This window comes from Saccharothrix deserti, from assembly GCF_009769385.1.
GTDB classification, from domain to species: domain Bacteria; phylum Actinomycetota; class Actinomycetes; order Mycobacteriales; family Pseudonocardiaceae; genus Actinosynnema; species Actinosynnema deserti.
In genome coordinates this window covers 97745-114901 of sequence record NZ_VKAB01000023.1, presented here as the reverse complement: position 1 = coordinate 114901, position 17157 = coordinate 97745, and the positions used below count along the sequence as shown (strand labels likewise).

At 70.9% G+C, this 17157-nt stretch carries 14 protein-coding genes and 1 pseudogene; 10 read left to right on the top strand and 5 right to left on the bottom strand.

Annotation, left to right across the window (positions count from 1 at the left end; genetic code table 11):
* Positions 1 to 68: 68 nt before the first annotated feature.
* Entirely contained in the window at positions 69 to 569 is a 501-nt protein-coding gene (locus tag FM051_RS31930; protein ID WP_158849904.1) for a hypothetical protein, read from the bottom strand.
* A gap of 201 nt (positions 570 to 770) precedes the next feature.
* On the opposite strand from FM051_RS31930, the gene FM051_RS53335 reads away from it, so the two are divergent.
* The 4 genes and pseudogenes from FM051_RS53335 to FM051_RS54080 all read left to right on the top strand — a co-directional run.
* A complete protein-coding gene (locus FM051_RS53335; protein WP_158849902.1) occupies positions 771 to 1892 on the top strand; it encodes a sensor histidine kinase in 1122 nt (373 codons plus the stop codon).
* Between the two features lie 20 nt (positions 1893 to 1912).
* Positions 1913 to 2560 (top strand): response regulator, encoded by a 648-nt coding sequence (locus tag FM051_RS31920; protein WP_158850075.1) that lies wholly within the window; start codon positions 1913 to 1915, stop codon positions 2558 to 2560.
* 63 nt (positions 2561 to 2623) lie between these two features.
* A complete protein-coding gene (locus FM051_RS31915) occupies positions 2624 to 3298 on the top strand; it encodes an alpha/beta hydrolase (protein WP_158849900.1) in 675 nt (224 codons plus the stop codon).
* Positions 3295 to 4146, top strand: a pseudogene (locus FM051_RS54080) (acyltransferase family protein); the annotation flags it as partial. The gene FM051_RS31915 and the pseudogene FM051_RS54080, both read left to right, overlap by 4 nt.
* A gap of 9 nt (positions 4147 to 4155) precedes the next feature.
* On the opposite strand, the gene FM051_RS31905 reads toward FM051_RS54080, so the two are convergent.
* On the bottom strand, positions 4156 to 6324 hold the full coding sequence (locus tag FM051_RS31905) for a phospholipase A2 (RefSeq protein ID WP_158849898.1): 2169 nt from the start codon (positions 6322 to 6324) through the stop codon (positions 4156 to 4158).
* 253 nt (positions 6325 to 6577) lie between these two features.
* A complete protein-coding gene (locus FM051_RS31900; RefSeq protein WP_238412801.1) occupies positions 6578 to 7153 on the bottom strand; it encodes an SACE_7040 family transcriptional regulator in 576 nt (191 codons plus the stop codon).
* A gap of 190 nt (positions 7154 to 7343) precedes the next feature.
* Between FM051_RS31900 and FM051_RS31895 the strand changes: the two genes are divergently transcribed.
* From FM051_RS31895 to FM051_RS31870, 6 genes are all read left to right on the top strand, one after another.
* On the top strand, positions 7344 to 8132 hold the full coding sequence (locus tag FM051_RS31895) for an SGNH/GDSL hydrolase family protein (protein WP_158849894.1): 789 nt from the start codon (positions 7344 to 7346) through the stop codon (positions 8130 to 8132).
* 121 nt (positions 8133 to 8253) lie between these two features.
* Entirely contained in the window at positions 8254 to 9858 is a 1605-nt protein-coding gene (locus tag FM051_RS31890) for a carboxyl transferase domain-containing protein (RefSeq protein ID WP_158849892.1), read from the top strand.
* Positions 9859 to 9878: 20 nt separating this feature from the next.
* Positions 9879 to 11795, top strand: a complete 1917-nt coding sequence (locus FM051_RS31885) for an acetyl-CoA carboxylase biotin carboxylase subunit (protein WP_158850073.1) — start codon at positions 9879 to 9881, stop codon at positions 11793 to 11795.
* Between the two features lie 3 nt (positions 11796 to 11798).
* Positions 11799 to 12953, top strand: a complete 1155-nt coding sequence (locus tag FM051_RS31880; protein ID WP_158849890.1) for an acyl-CoA dehydrogenase family protein — start codon at positions 11799 to 11801, stop codon at positions 12951 to 12953.
* Positions 12954 to 13030: 77 nt separating this feature from the next.
* A complete protein-coding gene (locus tag FM051_RS31875) occupies positions 13031 to 13378 on the top strand; it encodes an effector-associated constant component EACC1 (protein ID WP_158849888.1) in 348 nt (115 codons plus the stop codon).
* Positions 13375 to 15399 (top strand): caspase, EACC1-associated type, encoded by a 2025-nt coding sequence (locus FM051_RS31870; protein ID WP_158849886.1) that lies wholly within the window; start codon positions 13375 to 13377, stop codon positions 15397 to 15399. Before FM051_RS31875 ends, FM051_RS31870 begins: the two co-directional genes overlap by 4 nt.
* Here the strand turns inward: FM051_RS31870 and FM051_RS31865 are convergent.
* Positions 15396 to 16109 carry a zinc ribbon domain-containing protein gene (locus FM051_RS31865; protein ID WP_158849884.1) on the bottom strand — a complete coding sequence of 238 codons (714 nt, stop codon included), beginning with the start codon at positions 16107 to 16109 and terminating at the stop codon, positions 15396 to 15398. The genes FM051_RS31870 and FM051_RS31865 overlap by 4 nt on opposite strands.
* Complete coding sequence (locus FM051_RS31860) at positions 16106 to 17092, bottom strand: M48 family metallopeptidase (protein WP_158849882.1); 987 nt, start codon at positions 17090 to 17092, stop codon at positions 16106 to 16108. Before FM051_RS31860 ends, FM051_RS31865 begins: the two co-directional genes overlap by 4 nt.
* Positions 17093 to 17157: the final 65 nt, after the last annotated feature.

Sequence of the window (17157 nt, the reverse complement as noted above, 5' to 3'; positions counted from 1 at the left end):
GGACCTGGTTCACATACGAGAAACACGAAAACCGGACAACCGGGTGAAACGACAACCGGGTGAAACGGCTACTCCTCCAGGGCGGTGGCGATCCACGGTGTCACGGGCAGGTCGCGCACCTCGCACTCCACGGCCAGCTTCACCGTCCACCGCAGCGCCTGCAGCACCACCGTGGCCAGCTCCTGCGGCTGCCCGTTGGCCAGCGCGATCTCGATCTGCTCGGCCGCCGCCTGCTCGTCACCGTGCACCTCGGCGAGCAGCGTGCGGATCGCGGTGCGGACCGGCGGGTCGGCGTCGTCGATCGGCACCTCCTGCCCGTCCTCGTCGAAGACCTGCATCTTCACCGGTGTCGCGCCGCCCGAGCCGAGGGCGGCGACCATGGCGCTGCACTCGGAGAACAGCAGGAGCACCAGCTCCCGGATCTCCTCGTTCCCCTCGGGCGAGCCGCTGAGGTAGCCGGTGACCAGGTCGACCGCGACAGCGTCCTCCCCGACCTTGGCGGCGGCCAGGGCCTCGGCGGCCACGGCTTGGAGCCGTGACCAGCGATCCGGATCTTGCTGCGGGTGCATTCAGCCATCTTCCAACACGGAGTAGGGGCGCACAGCTCTACAGCTCTGTCGTATTGCCTACCTGGTGGTGTTCGCTTGCCGCAACGGCTTGTCCGGGTGGTGGACTCTCGGGTATGGGTCCTCCGGGGCGTCGCGTGCTACCCCGGTATGACAGCCCGTAGGGGCACGTGCCGGTACGGCCCGACACCTAGCATCGGGCCCGTGATCCGCACTCTCCTCCAGGTCGTGCTGCTCCGCGACCGCACGCGGGTCTTCGACGGCTTCCGCCACCGCCGGGTGCTGAGCGCGTTGGTGCTGGTCTACGGCCTGATCATGGCGATCGGGATCAGCCAGGAGTACGTCGACTCCGAGGAGCCGGACGGCTGGTGGCCGCTGCTGTTCGCGATCTACGGCGGCAGCTTCGTGTTGATGCTGCACTCCACGCTCGCCGCCTGGCGGCTGGCCACGGCGGGTCTGCTGGTCACGCGGCTGCTGATGGCATCCGAACCCGAACTCCTCGGCCCGTGGTCGTTGACCTGGTACATCCCGGTGCTGTTGGCGGTCGGGATGATCCACAGCGGCCGGGTGGCGCTGGTCGTCGGCCTGGTCACCGCCGGGATGGTGGTCCTGATCACCGGGTCGGGCTGGACCGAGTACCTGGTGCCGACGATCGGCATCCTGCTTCTCGTGCTCCTGCTCGGGTACGCGTTCGGCGCGCGCGGGCGGGCCGAGCAGCGGTTCCACTCCGAACGGGACGAGAAGGCGGCGCTGGTCGAACGCGCCCGGATCGCCCGCGAGATGCACGACGTGGTCGCGCACCACATGTCGTTGGTCGTGGTCCGGTGCGAGACCGCGCCTTACCGCATCACGGACCTGTCCGAGGCGGGCCGACGCGAGTTCGCCGAGCTGGGCGCGGCGGCACGGGCCGCGATCACCGACATGCAGCAGCTGCTGGGCGTGCTGCGGGCCGAGGACCAGCGGGCCGACCGGACGCCGCAGCCGGGGCTGGCCGACATCAGGGCGTTGCACGCGGACGCGTCGGTCACCGAGACCGAGGTGCCGGAGGCGGTCGGCCTGACCGCGTACCGGATCGTGCAGGAGGCGCTGACGAACGCCGGTCGGCACGCGCCGGGCGCGACGACGTCCGTGAGTGTCGAGTTGGTGGACCGGGAGCTGCGGGTCCTGGTGCGGAACACGGCCGGCGGGCCGTCGCTGGGCGGTGGCGGCGGGCACGGGCTGCGGGGGATGCGGGAACGGGTGGCGGTGCACGGTGGTTCGATGACCGCCGAGCCCACCGCGGACGGGGGGTTCGAGGTGCTTGCCAAGATTCCGGTGGCGCGGTGATTCCGGTGGGGGGTGCGGCGGTGATCCGGGTGCTGGTGGCGGACGACCAGGAGATGGTGCGGGAGGGGTTCTCCGCGCTGCTGGACGCCCAGCCGGACATCACCGTGGTCGGGTCCGCCGGTGACGGTGTCGTCGCCGTCAGCGAGGTGCGCCGGCTGCGGCCGGACGTGGTGCTGATGGACGTGCGGATGCCGGAGATGGACGGGCTGACCGCGACCCGCCTGCTGGCCGACGACCCGGTCAAGGTGCTCGTGCTGACCACGTTCGACCTGGACGACTACGTGTACGAGGCGCTGCGGGCCGGTGCGAGCGGGTTCCTGCTGAAGCACGCGCCCGCGAGCGAGCTGCTGGCCGCGGTGCGGGTGGTGGCGCGTGGCGAGGCGTTGTTGGCGCCCTCGGTGACCAAACGCCTCATCGAGGACTTCGTGAAATCGCAGCCGGTGCGGGTGGTGAAACCGGCCGCGCTGGGTGCGTTGACCGAGCGCGAGACCGAGGTGCTGCGGTTGATCGCGCAGGGGTTGTCGAACGGCGAGATCGCCGGGCACCTGGTGCTGGCCGAGCAGACGGTGAAGACCCACGTGAGCCGGGTGTTGATGAAGCTCGGGCTGCGCGACCGGGCGCAGGCGGTGATCGCGGCTTACGAGTCCGGTCTGGTGGTACCGGGGTAGGGGCCTGGGAACGGCACCGCGGGGTGACGATCCGGAGGGCCTCGTCTTCCTAGCTTCGGTGCCATGCCGAAGAAGATCGCGCTGGTCGCCGCGCTGCTGGTGCTGGCGACGCCGGGCGGCGACCCGCCCGTGTTCACGCCCCGCATCGAGGTCCACGGGGACCTGGTGCGTGCCGCACACGTCGCGGTGGTCGTTCCGGGGTCCGATGTGGATGATGAGCGGTTCGGCGCGACGGTCGGGCGGATGGCCCGTGACCTGCACGCGTCCGTCGGCCGGGACGACGTCGCCGTGGTCGCCTGGATGGGTTACCGGACGCCGTCCGGGCTCGGTGTGGACGCGGCGGGCGGGCGGCTGGCGCGGGCCGGGGCGGTCGCGCTCGGTGAGTACGTGCGCACGCTGCCGGGTCACGTGCACCTGATGTGTCACAGCTACGGGTCGGTGGTGTGCGCGTTGGCCCAGGCGCCGGTTGACGACGTGGTGTTCCTCGGTTCGCCCGGGGTGCGGGTGGATTCGGTCGAGTCGGGTGCACGGGTGTGGGCGGCTCGTGGCGGTCGCGATTGGACGCGGTGGGTGCCCGCGGTGCGGCTCGGGGACCTGGGGCACGGGACGGACCCGGTCGACCCGGTGTTCGGCGCACAGGTGTTCGACGCTGGTGACGTGAAGCACGACGAGTACTTCAGGGAGGGCACGCCGTCCTTGCGCGCTCTCAGCCGGATCGCGGTGGGGGAGGGGCCGTGACGCGGGACCCGGTGATCGACGCCACGCGGGCGATCGCGATCGTCGGGGTGGTGCTGGGCCACTGGCTGGTGACGGCCGTGGTGCTGACCGGTGACGGGCTGGTGGTGGACAGCCCGCTGCGGTGGATGCCCGAGTTGGCGCCGGTCAGCTGGGTGCTCCAGACGTTGGGGCTGTTCTTCTTCACCGGCGGGTTCGGTGCGGCGCGGTCGGGCACGCCCTGGTGGCGCCGGGCGCGGAAGCTCGTGCTGCCGGTGGTGGTGTTGCTGGGTGCGTGGGGGGTAGTCCTGTTCGGACTGTCGATGCGCGGCCTGCCGCAGCAGACGGTGATGACGGTCGGCTACCTGGTCGTCACGCCGTTGTGGTTCCTCGCCGTGTACGTCGTGCTGTCGGCGTTCACACCGCTGCTGCTGCGGTTGGGGTGGTGGGGCGTGGTGATCCCGGTCGTGCTGGTGGCGTTGGACGTCGACTGGGTGAACGTGGTCGCGGTGTGGTGGGCGCCGTGGCAGGTGGGTGTGCTCGTCGCCCAACGCGGGCAGCACCGTTCGTGGGGTGCGGTGCTGCTCGTGGCGGGTGCGGGGGCGTTCGCGGTGCTCCTGCACGCGGGTTATCCGGCGAGTGCGGTCGGGGTGCCGGGCGCGGCGGAGTCGAACCTGTCGCCGCCGTCGGCCGCCGCGCTGGCGCTGGCGTTGGCGCAGGTGGGGGTGGTGCTGCTGGTCCGGCCGTCGTTCCGGGCCGAGGCGCTGAACGCGCGGGCGTTGCCGATCTTCCTGGTGCACCAGAGCGCGTTGCTGGTGGTGACGTTGGCGGGATCGGTGTTCGGCTCGTTGCGCGGCCTGCACACGCCGCCGTCGGACGCGCTATGGGTGTTGGAGCGCGGGACGTGGCTGCCGGTGTTCGGCTGTGTGTGCCTGGTTCTGCTTCGGTATCGCCGCGAGCAGCGCGGCGGCGATCGTCGCGCCGTGCAGGACGACCATCGCGCCGGTCGGCTCCAGCACCAGCAGCGGTGGCACGCAGGCCAGCGCGGTGAGCAGCCAGGGACGGCGGTCGTGGCAGGTGCCGGCGCGCGCGGTGTGCAGCAGGTACCAGCCGAGCAGCAGGTGGATGAGGTTTTGCAGCGGGTCGACCTTGAACACGACCAGGGTGCCCGCGGCGCCCGCGAAACCGGTGACCACGAACCCGAGGACGCCCAGCACGCCGTAACCGGCGCCGAGCGTGACGGCGAGCCGGGTGCGGTGGGTCTCGCGGGTGCGGCAGGGGATGAGGGCGGCGTTGCGCTCGAAGCGGTGGAACGCGAGCAGCACCGGCAGGAGCAGCAGCACCAGCACGGCCGGCCAGCGGGGGCGGGGGGCGACCCAGTCGAACGCGGCGGGCGCGTCCAGCAAGCCGAGCAGGCCGACCACGACCGCGAGCACGGTGAGGTAGCCGAGGTAGACCGTCATGGGCGCGGTGCGGGCGAACTCGACGACCCGCCACGGGCGGTGGCCCTCGAGCCAGGCCGTGACGCGCGGCTTGAGCAGCAGGACCAGGCAGATCTGGGCCAGGCCGAGCACCAGCAGGCACACCGTGGGCGGGCTGAGGTTCGAGCTCCCCTCGCCGGGCAGCGTCATCATCGTGCGCGGGTAGCCGCCGAACGTGATCAGCGCGAGTAGCGCCGGGACGGCGGTGAGGGCGAGGGCGCCGAGGACCTTGCGCGAGATCCGGTGCAGGCTGCCGTCGGCGTAGTAGAAGCCCAGCTGCTGGAGCAGGAGTGCGCCGAGCACCAGGTTGAGGTAGCCGCCGGTGCGCCAGTGGAAGCCGATCCGGAGCGCGTCGACCATGATCATGACGGCGACCAGTACGACCGGAGTGAGCAGGCGCGCGTGGCGGTGCAGCCAGGCCATGACCGGGGTGGCGGCGACCGCGACCAGGTAGAGGCCGAGGAACCACAGGGGGTACGCGATCAGCCGGCCGAACATCTCCACGCGGGACTTGTCCACGTCGAGCAGTTCGAGCGGCAGCGGCAGGACCAGCCAGGCCAGCACGAACGCCAGCACCGGGCGGAGCAGCCACGAGATGCGGGCGGACAGGTACCGGCCGTAGCCGCCGTGGTCGGCCTGGACGGCGTGCCAGCTGGTGAGGTTCGCGTGGCCGCCCGCGAAGTAGAAGATCGGGATGGCCTGCAGTGCCCAGGTGAGCAGCCACAGCCAGTTCGCGCTCACGCCCGCCCAGTGCAGGACGGTGAGCAGGGACTGGCTGATGACGACCAGGCCGAGCGCGGCCAGCCGCAGGAACGTGGCGTAGCGGTCCTTCGTGACCGGTGGTCGCGGTGTGTCGGCTGGTTCGGGGTCCTGTTCGCCCGGCTGACGGCGTGGCAGTCGGGGTAGCCGGGCGAGCAGGAGGAAGACGACGACGGCGCTGCCGAAGCCCCAGGCGAGCACCGGCTCGTGGCCCGGTGGGCCCCAGCGCTGCCGCCAGGAGTTGAACTCCAGGCCTGCGGCGTAGAGCTGGGCGGTGGCGTGGCAGCGGGTGGCGTTGCCGCGCGGGTTGGTGTCGCACTGGGCGTGCATGTCCTGGGCGAGGCGGGCGTCCAGGGTCTTGCGGGCCTCCTGGTTGAGCGGGCGGCCCTTGTGCTCGGCGTAGCGGAGGAGGTCGTAGCCCAGGTCGTGGGCCTTGCAGGCGGTGCCGAAGTCCCACTCCGTGTCGCCGGCCGGGCCGGAACAGCCGCCGCTGGGGTCGATCGCCCGCGTGGTCCCGTCAGGTGTGGTGACCGCCACGGGCGAGCGGTTGGCCACCTCGTTGAAATCGGTGGGGAACGCGGCGAGCGGGTTCACCGTGGACGGGTTGGCCATCGCCTCGACCGCCTCGGCGGCGGTCGCGATGTCACCCGTGAGGGGGGTGGTGTCGGTGGCGCCCGCAGGCCGGGACGCGATCACCCCGCACACGAAAACGGCCAACGCCACCAGCACGAACCTGAACCAGGCGGGTAGACGGGCGAACAACCGGAGCCCCGGCCACCCCCCGGTGGTGTTCACCGACGCTTCACTCATTGGCAGCCCAGGGTACGGACGACCCACCCCCACCGCCACCACCCACCCACCCGAACGCAGAACTCGCCATACCTGAGCGTTCGACTCACCCCACCCGAAGGTTCGACTCTCGCGAGAGTCGAACCTTCAGGCCCCGAGAGTCGAACACCCAAGTGCGGTGTGTCCTACGTTCAGAACGCGTGTGTCCTACGTTCGGGACGGCTGAATTCAACGCTCGGGACGCGTGAGCTGGGCGTTTGCGACCCCGTCAGGGTTACGGCAGGGCGCCGGCGAGGGAAGCCAGGGCCATCTGCGACAGCAGGGTGGCCATCTGGTCGCGGTCCAGGTGCGCGCTGTGCGGCGTGGAGTTGATCAGACCGAAGACGGCGTGCGCGGCGGCACGGGCGGTCGGCTCCTCCACCTCGGGTGAAGTCTTGCGGATCGTCTCCACCCACACCTCGACGTAACGCCGCTGGAGCGCTCTCACCCGCCGCCGGTCGGGGTCGGTCAGGTTGGCGAGGTTCCGAATCTGCACGGTGATCAACGCCGGGTCGTCCAACGCGAAGTCGACGTGCCACCTGATGAGCTCCCGCAGCGCGTGCTCCGGGTCGTTCGACGCCGCCACCCGGCTCTGCCCGCCCTCCAGCAGCCGCTCGCTGATGGACGTCAGCATCTCGCCCAGCATGGCGTCCTTGCTGCGGAAGTGCCGGTACAGCGCCGGTCCGGAAATGCCCACCGCCGCACCGATGTCGTCGATGCCGACGCCGTGGAACCCGTGCCGGGCGAACAGTTCGGCGGCGGCGGCCAGGATCTGGTCCCGGCGGGTTTGCTTCGCTGGCTCGTCTGGCACGCGGTCCATCTTAAACGGCCAGCCCAGTGCACGTAAACGGCCGTTAACCGCACGGTCGGCAGAAGATCACCAAGTGCCACCGAACTGCGTAATTAACTCTTGACCCACTCTTCTTATGAGGGGCTACTTACTGGTAACTCTTGTTGTGCTCCGCATCACACCCTGCGTTGTTTCCCTCCGGGAGGCTCCGATGCGCCTTGTCCGAATACTGTCCAGCGCCGCGCTGGCGTTAGCCGCGTCACTGGCACTCGTCGTACCGGCTGAAGCCGCCGCCGCCAACTACGTCGCGCTCGGCGACTCCTACTCGTCCGGAACGGGCACCGGCTCGTACTACAGCGACTCCGGCAGCTGCAAGCGCAGCCAGTACAGCTACCCGGCGCTGTGGGCCGCCTCGCACGCCCCGGCGTCGTTCAAGTTCGTGGCCTGCTCCGGCGCCAGGACCGGTGACGTGCTCGCGAACCAGGTCAGCGCCCTGACCGCGACGACCTCCCTGGTCAGCATCTCGATCGGTGGGAACGACGCCGGCTTCACCGACGTGATCACCACCTGCACGTTCGGCTCCGACTCGACCTGCGTGAACCGGGTCAACGAGGCCAAGGCCTACGCCACCGGCACCCTGCCCGGCCTGCTCGACAACGTCTACACGCAGATCCGCACCCGCGCGCCGTCCGCCACGGTCGTCGTGCTCGGCTACCCGCGCCTCTACAAGGTGCCGGGCAGCTGCTCGGTCGGCCTCAGCGACACCAAGCGGGCGGCCATCAACTCCGCCGCCGACACCCTGCACCAGGTCATCTCCGCACGGGCGGGCGCGAAGGCGTTCTCCTACCGCGACCTGCGCACGGCGTTCACCGGGCACGAGATCTGCTCGTCGGACTGGTGGCTGAACAGCCTGTCCTGGCCGGTCGAGGAGTCCTACCACCCGAACCGCAACGGCCAGCGCCTCGGCTACCTGCCGCAGCTCACCGCCGTCACGGGCTGAGCGCAACGCGTCACCCGTCACCCGGAGGGGGCCGCACGCGCGGCCCCCTCCGGCTTGTGAACCCGCGTTAACAAGCGCTAACATCTCCTCAGGTTAACGACTGCTAACCGCGAGGAGCCCGATGGACGCCCCGGTGCTGCGCAGCACGGCCGACAAATCGGCCGACGCCTTCCGGCGCTACCACGACGAGCACGCCCGACTCGTGCACGAGCTGCGCGCCAAGCTCCGCACCGCCGCCCGAGGCGGCCCCGAGAAGGCGCGCACCCGGCACGTGGAGCGCGGCAAGCTGCTTCCCCGCGACCGGGTCGACACGCTGCTCGACCCCGGCTCGCCGTTCCTCGAACTCTCACCGCTGGCCGCGGACGGCATGTACGGCGACGAGGCACCGGCCGCGGGCGTCATCACGGGTGTCGGCCGCGTCTCCGGCCGCGAGGTCGTGGTCGTCGCCAACGACGCCACCGTCAAGGGCGGCACGTACTACCCGATGACGGTCAAGAAGCACCTGCGCGCCCAAGAGGTGGCGTTGCAGAACAACCTGCCGTGCGTCTACCTCGTGGACTCCGGCGGCGCGTTCCTCCCGAAGCAGGACGAGGTCTTCCCGGACCGCGACCACTTCGGCCGGATCTTCTTCAACCAGGCCACGATGTCCAGCCGCGGCATCCCGCAGATCGCGGCCGTGCTCGGGTCGTGCACGGCGGGCGGCGCGTACGTGCCCGCGATGTCGGACGAGGCGGTGATCGTGCGCGGCCAGGGCACGATCTTCCTCGGTGGCCCGCCGCTGGTGAAGGCCGCGACCGGCGAGGTCGTCACGGCCGAGGAGCTGGGCGGCGGCGAGCTGCACTCGCGCACGTCCGGCGTCACCGACCACCTCGCCGAGGACGACCCGCACGCGCTCCGGATCGTGCGCTCGATCGTCAGCACGCTCGGCCCGCGCGCCCCCCGCCCGTGGAACGTCGAGCCGACCGTCGAGCCCTCCGTCGACCCCGCCGAGCTGTACGGCGTGGTGCCGACGGACAGCCGCACGCCCTACGACGTGCGCGAGGTGATCGCGCGGATCGTGGACGGCAGCCGGTTCCAGGAGTTCAAGAAGGAGTACGGCGCGACGCTGGTCACCGGGTTCGCCCGGATCCACGGTCACCCGGTCGGCATCGTCGCCAACAACGGCGTGCTGTTCGGCGAGTCGGCGTTGAAGGGCGCGCACTTCATCCAGCTGTGCGACCAGCGCAGCGTGCCGCTGGTGTTCCTGCAGAACATCAGCGGGTTCATGGTTGGCCGCGAGTACGAGGCGGCGGGCATCGCCAAGCACGGCGCGAAGATGGTGACGGCGGTGGCGTGCGCGCGGGTGCCGAAGTTCACCGTGGTCATCGGCGGGTCGTTCGGCGCGGGCAACTACTCGATGTGCGGGCGGGCGTACTCGCCCCGGTTCCTGTGGATGTGGCCCAACGCGCGGATCTCCGTGATGGGCGGTGAGCAGGCGGCGTCCGTGCTCGCGACGGTGCGGCGCGACCAGCTCGGCGACGAGTGGTCTCTCGAGGATGAAGAGACGTTCAAGGCGCCGATCCGGCAGCAGTACGAGGACCAGGGCAACCCGTACTACTCCACGGCGCGGCTGTGGGACGACGGCGTGATCGACCCCCTGGACACCCGGATGGTGCTCGGCCTGGCGTTGTCCACGGCGGCCAACGCCCCGATCGAGCCGGTTTCCTACGGCGTCTTCCGGATGTGATGGGGATGTTCGACGGCGAGATGTTCGACAGCGTTCTGGTGGCCAACCGCGGCGAGATCGCGGTGCGCGTGATCCGCGCGTTGCGGCGGTTCGGCATCCGGTCGGTGGCCGTCTACAGCGACGCGGACGTGGACGCGCTGCACGTGCGGCAGGCCGATGTGGCGGTGCGGATCGGGCCCGCGTCGGCGCGGGAGAGCTACCTGTCGATCGAGCGGATCATCGAGGCGGCCACGCGGACGGGCGCCCAGGCCGTGCACCCCGGTTACGGGTTCCTGGCCGAGAACGCCGAGTTCGCGCGGGCGTGCGAGAAGGCCGGGCTGGTGTTCATCGGGCCGCCCGCCGACGCGATCGAGGCGATGGGCGACAAGATCCGCGCCAAGCTGACCGTGGCGGCGGCGGGTGTGCCGGTGGTGCCGGGGCGGACCGAGGTCGGGATGACCGACGACGACCTGGTCGCGGCGGCCGGGGAGATCGGGTTCCCGGTGCTGCTGAAGCCGTCCGCCGGTGGCGGCGGCAAGGGTATGCGGCTGGTGGACGAGCCCGCTGGGCTGCGGGACGCCATCGAGTCGGCACGGCGTGAGGCGCGCGGTTCGTTCGGTGACGACGCGCTGCTGATCGAGCGGTTCATCGGCAACCCGCGGCACATCGAGATCCAGGTGCTGGCCGACGCGCACGGCGACGTGGTGCACCTCGGTGAACGGGAGTGCAGCCTCCAACGGCGGCATCAGAAGATCATCGAGGAGGCGCCCTCGCCGCTGGTCACCGAGGACATGCGGGACGCCATGGGCACGGCGGCCGTGGAGGCGGCGAAGGCCGTCGGGTACGTCGGCGCGGGCACGGTCGAGTTCATCGTGGACGGCGCGTCCGGCGACTACTACTTCATGGAGATGAACACCCGGCTCCAGGTCGAGCACCCGGTCACCGAGCTGGCGACCGGCGTGGACCTGGTCGAGTGGCAGCTGCGGGTCGCGTCGGGTGAACGTCTCTCGCTCGGCGAGGTCAGGCTGTCGCGGCACGCCGTGGAGGCCCGGGTCTACGCGGAGGACCCGGCGCGCGGGTTCCTGCCGACCGGTGGCACGGTGTTGGCTCTGCACGAGCCTGCGGACGTGCGGGTCGACTCGGCGTTGCGGGTCGGGTTGACCGTGGGCAGCGATTACGACCCGATGCTGGCCAAGGTGATCGCGCACGGCTCCTCGCGCGCGGAGGCGTTGCGGCGGTTGGACGCCGCGCTCGGGCGGATGGTGCTGCTCGGCGTGACGACCAACATCCCGTTCCTGCGGGCGTTGCTGGCCGACCCGGACGTGCGGGCCGGGGCGTTGGACACCGGGTTGGTGGAGCGCAAGCTGGAATCGTTGGTGCGCGACGACGTTCCGGACGAGGTGTTGGCGGCGGCGGCGTTGGAGCGGCAGCTCGCGCTGCGCGGTGACGACCCGTGGGAGCAGTCCGGCGGGTGGCGGGTCGGCGAGCACGCGTGGACCAAGTGGCTGATCGACGGCGTCGAGGTCCGGGTGCGCGGTGACGAAGTGGCTGTTGCAGACAAAGAACCGTTGCGGCTCAACGCTTCCGTCGACGGTTCCTGGCTCGTTGTCGGCGGTCGGCGGTATGCAATGGCCCGTTCCGGCGATGTGCTGTGGCTCGGCGCGGACGGGCACGCGTGGGCGTTGACCGAGACGCCGCCGTCCGAGGTGTCGTCGTCGGCGGTGGCCGGCAGCGGTGGCCCGGTGACCAGCCCGATGCCCGGCACGGTGCTCGTCGTGCGTGGCGCCGAGGGCGAGCACGTGACCGCCGGTCAGGCGTTGTTCGTGGTCGAAGCGATGAAGATGGAGCACACCGTCACGTCACCCGTGGACGGGGTGCTCGCCGAAGTGCGGGTCCAGGCGGGCCAACAGGTCGCGCTGGACCAACCCCTAGCCGTCGTCGTGCCCCACCTGGAGTGAGCGATGTTGGACTTCCGCCTTGACGAGGAATACGAGGCGCTGCGCAAGACCGTCGAGGAGTTCGCCCGCGAGGAGGTCGCGCCGGTCATCGGCGGGTTCTACGAGCGCGAGGAGTTCCCGTACGGGATCGTCGCCAAGATGGGGCGGATGGGCCTGTTCGGGCTGCCGTTTCCGGAGGAGTTCGGCGGGATGGGCGGCGACTACTTCGCGTTGTGCCTGGCGTTGGAGGAGCTGGCGCGGGTCGACTCGTCGGTGGCGATCACGTTGGAGGCCGGTGTCTCGCTGGGGGCCATGCCGCTGTTCCGGTTCGGTTCGGCCGCGCAGAAGGCCGAGTGGCTGCCCCGGTTGTGCTCGGGTGAGGTGCTGGGCGCGTTCGGGCTGACCGAGCCCGGTAGCGGGTCGGACGCGGGGGCGTTGCGGACCACCGCGCGGCTGGACGGTGACGAGTGGGTGATCAACGGAACGAAGGCGTTCATCACCAATTCGGGGACGGACATCACCGGATTGGTGACGGTGGCGGCGGCGACCGGGCGGCGTGAAGACGGAAAGCCTGAGATCTCGGCGATCCTCGTGCCGGCCGGGACGCCGGGGTTCTCGGTGTCGCGCAAGTACTCCAAGGTCGGGTGGAGCGCCTCGGACACGCGTGAGCTGTCGTTCCAGGACTGCCGGGTGCCCGTCGGGAACCTGGTGGGCGAGCGGGGGCGCGGGTACGCGCAGTTCCTCCAGACGCTGGACGAGGGGCGGGTGGCGATCGCGGCCATCGGTGTCGGGCTGGCGCAGGGGTGCGTGGACGAGTCCGTGCGGTACGTCGGGGAGCGGGAGGCGTTCGGTCGGAAGATCGGGACGTACCAGGCGATCCAGTTCAAGATCGCCGAGATGGAGGTCCGCGCGCACACCGCCCGGCTGGCGTACTACCAGGCGGCGGCGAAGATGCTGCGGGGCGAGCCGTTCAAGCGGGAGGCGGCGATCGCGAAGCTGGTGTCGTCGGAGGCGGCGATGGACAACGCGCGCGAGGCGACGCAGATCTTCGGCGGGTACGGGTTCATGAACGAGTACCCGGTCGGTCGGTTCTACCGGGACGCCAAGATCCTGGAGATCGGCGAGGGCACCAGCGAGGTGCAGAAGATGCTGATCGCCCGCGAACTCGGCTTGAGATGACCCGGCAATCCGCCGACCCAGGACCGATCGGGTGACAGCCGGTTGTGGGGGTGGCCCGCGACCGGAACCATGGTCCGGTGGAACTGGAGATCGAGACGGCCGAGGCCGACCTGCGGTCCTTGCGCGAATGGCTGGCCGCGGAGGACGGGGTGCGCCCCGCGTGGTTGCGCTGGGCGCCCGCGGAGGTGCCGCCCGGCCAGATGGGCGCCGTGTCCGACGTGCTCCTGGTGGCGTTGGGCGCTGGTGGCGCCGGCACCGTCGTGGCCAGGTCGATCGCCACCTGGATCAGGCACCGGACGAGCGACGTCAAGGTGAAGATCACCGCCGGTGACCGGGTGATCGAGCTCGACGCGCAGCGGGTGAAGGACACGGCCGAGATCGTCCGGATGATCTCCGAGGTGCTCCCGCCGGACGAGCTGCGGTGATCGAGGGGCTGCCGGATCCGGAGCAGTCCCGGGCAGTTCTCATCGGTGTCGACTCGACGCCCGCGCACCCCGGTTTGGAAGGGCTCCCGGCGGTTCGCAACAACGTCGCGGACCTCGCGGCGACCTTCACCGACCCGGGGATCTGGGGGCTCGCTCCCGGGAACTGCGTGGTCCCCACCGACGTGTCGGACGCCCGGCAGCTGGCCGCGACCCTCGAACGGGTCGCCGGGGAGGCCACCGACACCCTGATCGTGTACTACGCGGGCCACGGCGTGCCGGACCCGGACGACGGGGAGCTGATCCTGGCCGTCGGCGACATGACCGAGCGGTCACCGAAGTTCACCGGGCTGCGTTACGCCTGGGTGCGGGAGGCCATGCGCAACGCCGCGGCCCGCAGGCTGGTCGTGGTGCTCGACTGCTGCTTCAGCGGCCGGGCCCTGCGCACGATGTCGGACCCGGCTTCGCTGGTCGCCGGTCAGCTCGACATCGACGGGACGTACGTGCTCACGTCGTCGCCGAAGAACTCGCCTTCGCTGGCACCGCTGGGCGCACGGCACACGGCGTTCACCGGCGGCCTGATCGAGGTGCTCCGCGAGGGCGTCGTGGAAGGCCCGGAGCGGTTGCGGATGAGCGACCTGTACGAGCAGGTGCTGCGGAAGATGGTGCTCGGGCGGTTCCCCCGGCCGCAGCAGATGGGCACCAACACGGCCGGGCGGCTCGAACTCGTCCGCAACCGTGCCTGGCGAGCGCCGTCGGAGCCCGTGCGCAAGTCCCGGCCGCGGGTGGTCGTGAGGCCGATCGACCCCGGTGCCTTCACCGGGCTGGCGGACGTGACCGAGGCGATCCGGCGGACGATCGGACCGGGCGGCCGGGGTGACGCCGTGCGGATCACCGAGGGCGGCCCGTTGCGGGAGCTGACGGAGACGATGCGCCGGCAGTTCGGGGACGGCGCGGCGACCGCGGCGCTGCTGACCGGGGAGATCCTGGCGGAGGCGGTTCGCGAGATCTCCGCGGGTGCCGATCCGGACGACCTCGTGCACGATCTCCAGCGGTGTGCGGACGAACTGCTCGTGTCGCTCATCGGCCTCGCCGTGCCGGTGCGCACCGCGGCGGAGTTCGAGCGCGTGCTGGTCACCGCGTTGGGACCCACCGACATCGCCACGAAGACGGCCGCGGCGATCGAGCGCGCCGGTGCGGCCAACGTCGAGGTCGGGTTGGCGTCGGACGACGGTGTGGAGGTCGAGCTGACCAGCAGGCTCACCTTCACGACGAAACTGCTGGCACCCAACGCCGCCGCCACCCCGGTGATCCTGGACGACCCGGCGGTGGTCCTCTCGGCCACCGGGCAGGTCGACGCCGCCCGGTTGGGCGCCGATCCGGCGATCAGGGGCCGGCCGCTGCTGGTCGTGGCTCCCCAGTTACCGCCCTACCTCGCGCGACGGCTGATGTTCGCGGCACAGCAGGTGACCGTGATCTTCCCCGGCGGGGCGAACACCGAGACCGTCCTCGCCGGTCTGGCCGCCATGACGGGCGCGAGCCGCGACGGCACCCGTCCCGGTCACGCCTACCGGGCGCTCGTGACGGCGTCGACGACCACGGTCATGGCCGGGAACACCCCCGTGAACACCCCGGCGACCGCTCCTGCGCACCCGGCGAACAACTCTGCGGACACCCCGACGCCGGCCCACACCGGACGCGCGGTGGTCCGGGTCGAGCCCGCGGGACTGCCGGTCGCCGTGCGGGCGCTGGCCATCGCGCGGGCCGCCGCGAACGGCGGTGTCGTGGCGGGCGCCGGGGCCGCGCTGCGGGCGGTGGGCGACCGGCTGCCGTCGGAGTCGCCGGCGGGCCGTGTGCTGCGTCGGGCCCTCGCCGCACCGCACCGCGAGATCACGCGCAACGCGGGCATCAGCCCCGATTCGGGGACACCGGGGCACACGGACCCGCTGAACACGGTCCAGGGTGCGCTCGGGCACGCGATCGCCACCGTGGTCCCGCTCCTGGCGCCCGGCCGGACGTCCTAGCCGCGCTTGGCCCCGCAGGATGGGCAGAACCGGGCGTCGGCGGCTGCCGGGGCTCCGCACTGCGAGCAGAAGGCGGTGCCGGCGGGTGGTGTCGGGGCCGCCGGTTGCGGTTGTGGGACGGCCTGGAACTGCTGTGGTTCCTGCACCCACGCCGGTCCGGGCTGCGGGAAGCCGGGTGGTTGGGCGTACCCCGGCGGCGGCGCGTACCCCGGTGGTTGGGCGTAGCCGGGGTGGCCGTGCGGCGGCTGGCCGGGCGGCAGCATCATCTGCGCGGGTGGGAAGCCGTCCTGCCCCGCCTTGAGCGCGGCCTCGGACAGGTACTCCTCGCACACCAGCAGCGCGTCGTCGTGCAGCTCGGACTGCTTGATCTCCCGCCACAACTGACCGAGCTTGACCTTCCACGTCAGCTGTTCCGTGCCGGTCGGGAAACCGAAGACCCCGGCGGAGACCCTGATCATCGTGGTGCCCAGCTGGGGCAGCAGTTCGATCTTCAACGCGCCCCGGTGCTGGCCGATCGCCCGGAACGTGGGCGCGTGGATGCTGATCTCCCAGCTCGGCGGCACGTACCAGCCGTGGTTCGCGGCGGCCATCCGCGGCTGGCCCGTCACCTCCCGGCCGGGACCGCGGAAGTGCATCATGACCCGCTGGGCCACCGGCATGAGGTCGCCGATCGCGCCGGACACGATCCGCTCCGTCTTGAGCAGGCTCATTCGACCGGACCTTCCAGTGCCGCCGGGAAACTCCGGCCTTCCAGCGCGGGCGTCGGTGTGATGGCGGTGCCGCAGACCCCGCAGAAGCGCCAATCCTGCTGCACCTGGCCATTGCAGTGCGGGCAGCGGGCACCCGTTTGCAGGCGCCGGTGTTCCACGGCGCCGGTGAGGATGCGGAACGAGTCCGAGCGCGTCCAGTCGTGCAGGTACTTCACCCTGGCGATCGGCATCGGGTGCGTCACCACGGACTGCTGGACCGCGCGGTCGATCATCTTGTTCCACAGGGAGTTGGACTTGAAGGCGTCGAAGTCCTGTGTCTGCGCCTCGAACTCCGCGAAGTCGATGTCACCCGGCAGCCACTTGGGGACGCCGACCAGGTGGAAGATCGCGCGTTTCATCGGGTCCGGGCCGCCGGCGCACACCGCGGCGGCGCGGTCCGCGGAGAGCTCGCTCTTGCGCTGCCAGTTCAGCAGAGCCTCCTCCACCGCGAACAGTGCCACGTCGCCCAGCTGCTTCACACCGGGGATGGGGAGTTTCGACAGCAGCCCCAGGCCCTCGTTGGCCAAGCGGGTCGCCATGTCGTGGTACAGCACGTGCTTGAACGCGATGTGTCCGCACTCGTGCGCGATGACCGCCCGGATCTCGTCCTCGTCCAGGCTTTCGAGCAACCGGCTGTACAAGACGATCATCGGCTGGTCCACGCCCACCGTCATGGCGTTGGGCTCGCCGCTCATCAGGTACATCTCGGGGATCGGGATGCCGAGGGCGTCGCAGATCGGCGGCAGCATCCGGTAGTACTCGGGCAGCTGCCGGGGTCCGAGCCGGACCGCGTTGGACAGCAGGTAGTGCCGCCACGCCCGGTCGGTGTAGACCTTCGCGTACGCGGTCAGCGCGGTTTGCAGCAGCGGCACCGACTCCAGCGCCGTGCGGGCCGAGCGGTCCAGTGGGTGCATCAGGTCGCGCAGCTGGAAGTTGACGACCATTCACACCTCGGGTGCTGCCTGCCGACTGTGGACGGGCCGGACAATAGCGGTGCGCGTTCTTGATC

What these genes read in the sequence shown, in the direction of transcription:
- FM051_RS31860 (WP_158849882.1), bottom strand. Translation starts at nt 17,092, where the DNA reads ATGGTCGTCAACTTCCAGCTGCGCGACCTGATGCACCCACTGGACCGC.
- FM051_RS31865 (WP_158849884.1), bottom strand. Translation starts at nt 16,109, where the DNA reads ATGAGCCTGCTCAAGACGGAGCGGATCGTGTCCGGCGCGATCGGCGAC.
- FM051_RS31905 (WP_158849898.1), bottom strand. Translation starts at nt 6,324, where the DNA reads ATGAGTGAAGCGTCGGTGAACACCACCGGGGGGTGGCCGGGGCTCCGG.
- FM051_RS31890 (WP_158849892.1), top strand. Translation starts at nt 8,254, where the DNA reads ATGGACGCCCCGGTGCTGCGCAGCACGGCCGACAAATCGGCCGACGCC.
- FM051_RS31930 (WP_158849904.1), bottom strand. Translation starts at nt 569, where the DNA reads ATGCACCCGCAGCAAGATCCGGATCGCTGGTCACGGCTCCAAGCCGTG.
- FM051_RS31885 (WP_158850073.1), top strand. Translation starts at nt 9,879, where the DNA reads ATGTTCGACAGCGTTCTGGTGGCCAACCGCGGCGAGATCGCGGTGCGC.
- FM051_RS31880 (WP_158849890.1), top strand. Translation starts at nt 11,799, where the DNA reads ATGTTGGACTTCCGCCTTGACGAGGAATACGAGGCGCTGCGCAAGACC.
- FM051_RS31895 (WP_158849894.1), top strand. Translation starts at nt 7,344, where the DNA reads ATGCGCCTTGTCCGAATACTGTCCAGCGCCGCGCTGGCGTTAGCCGCG.
- FM051_RS31915 (WP_158849900.1), top strand. Translation starts at nt 2,624, where the DNA reads ATGCCGAAGAAGATCGCGCTGGTCGCCGCGCTGCTGGTGCTGGCGACG.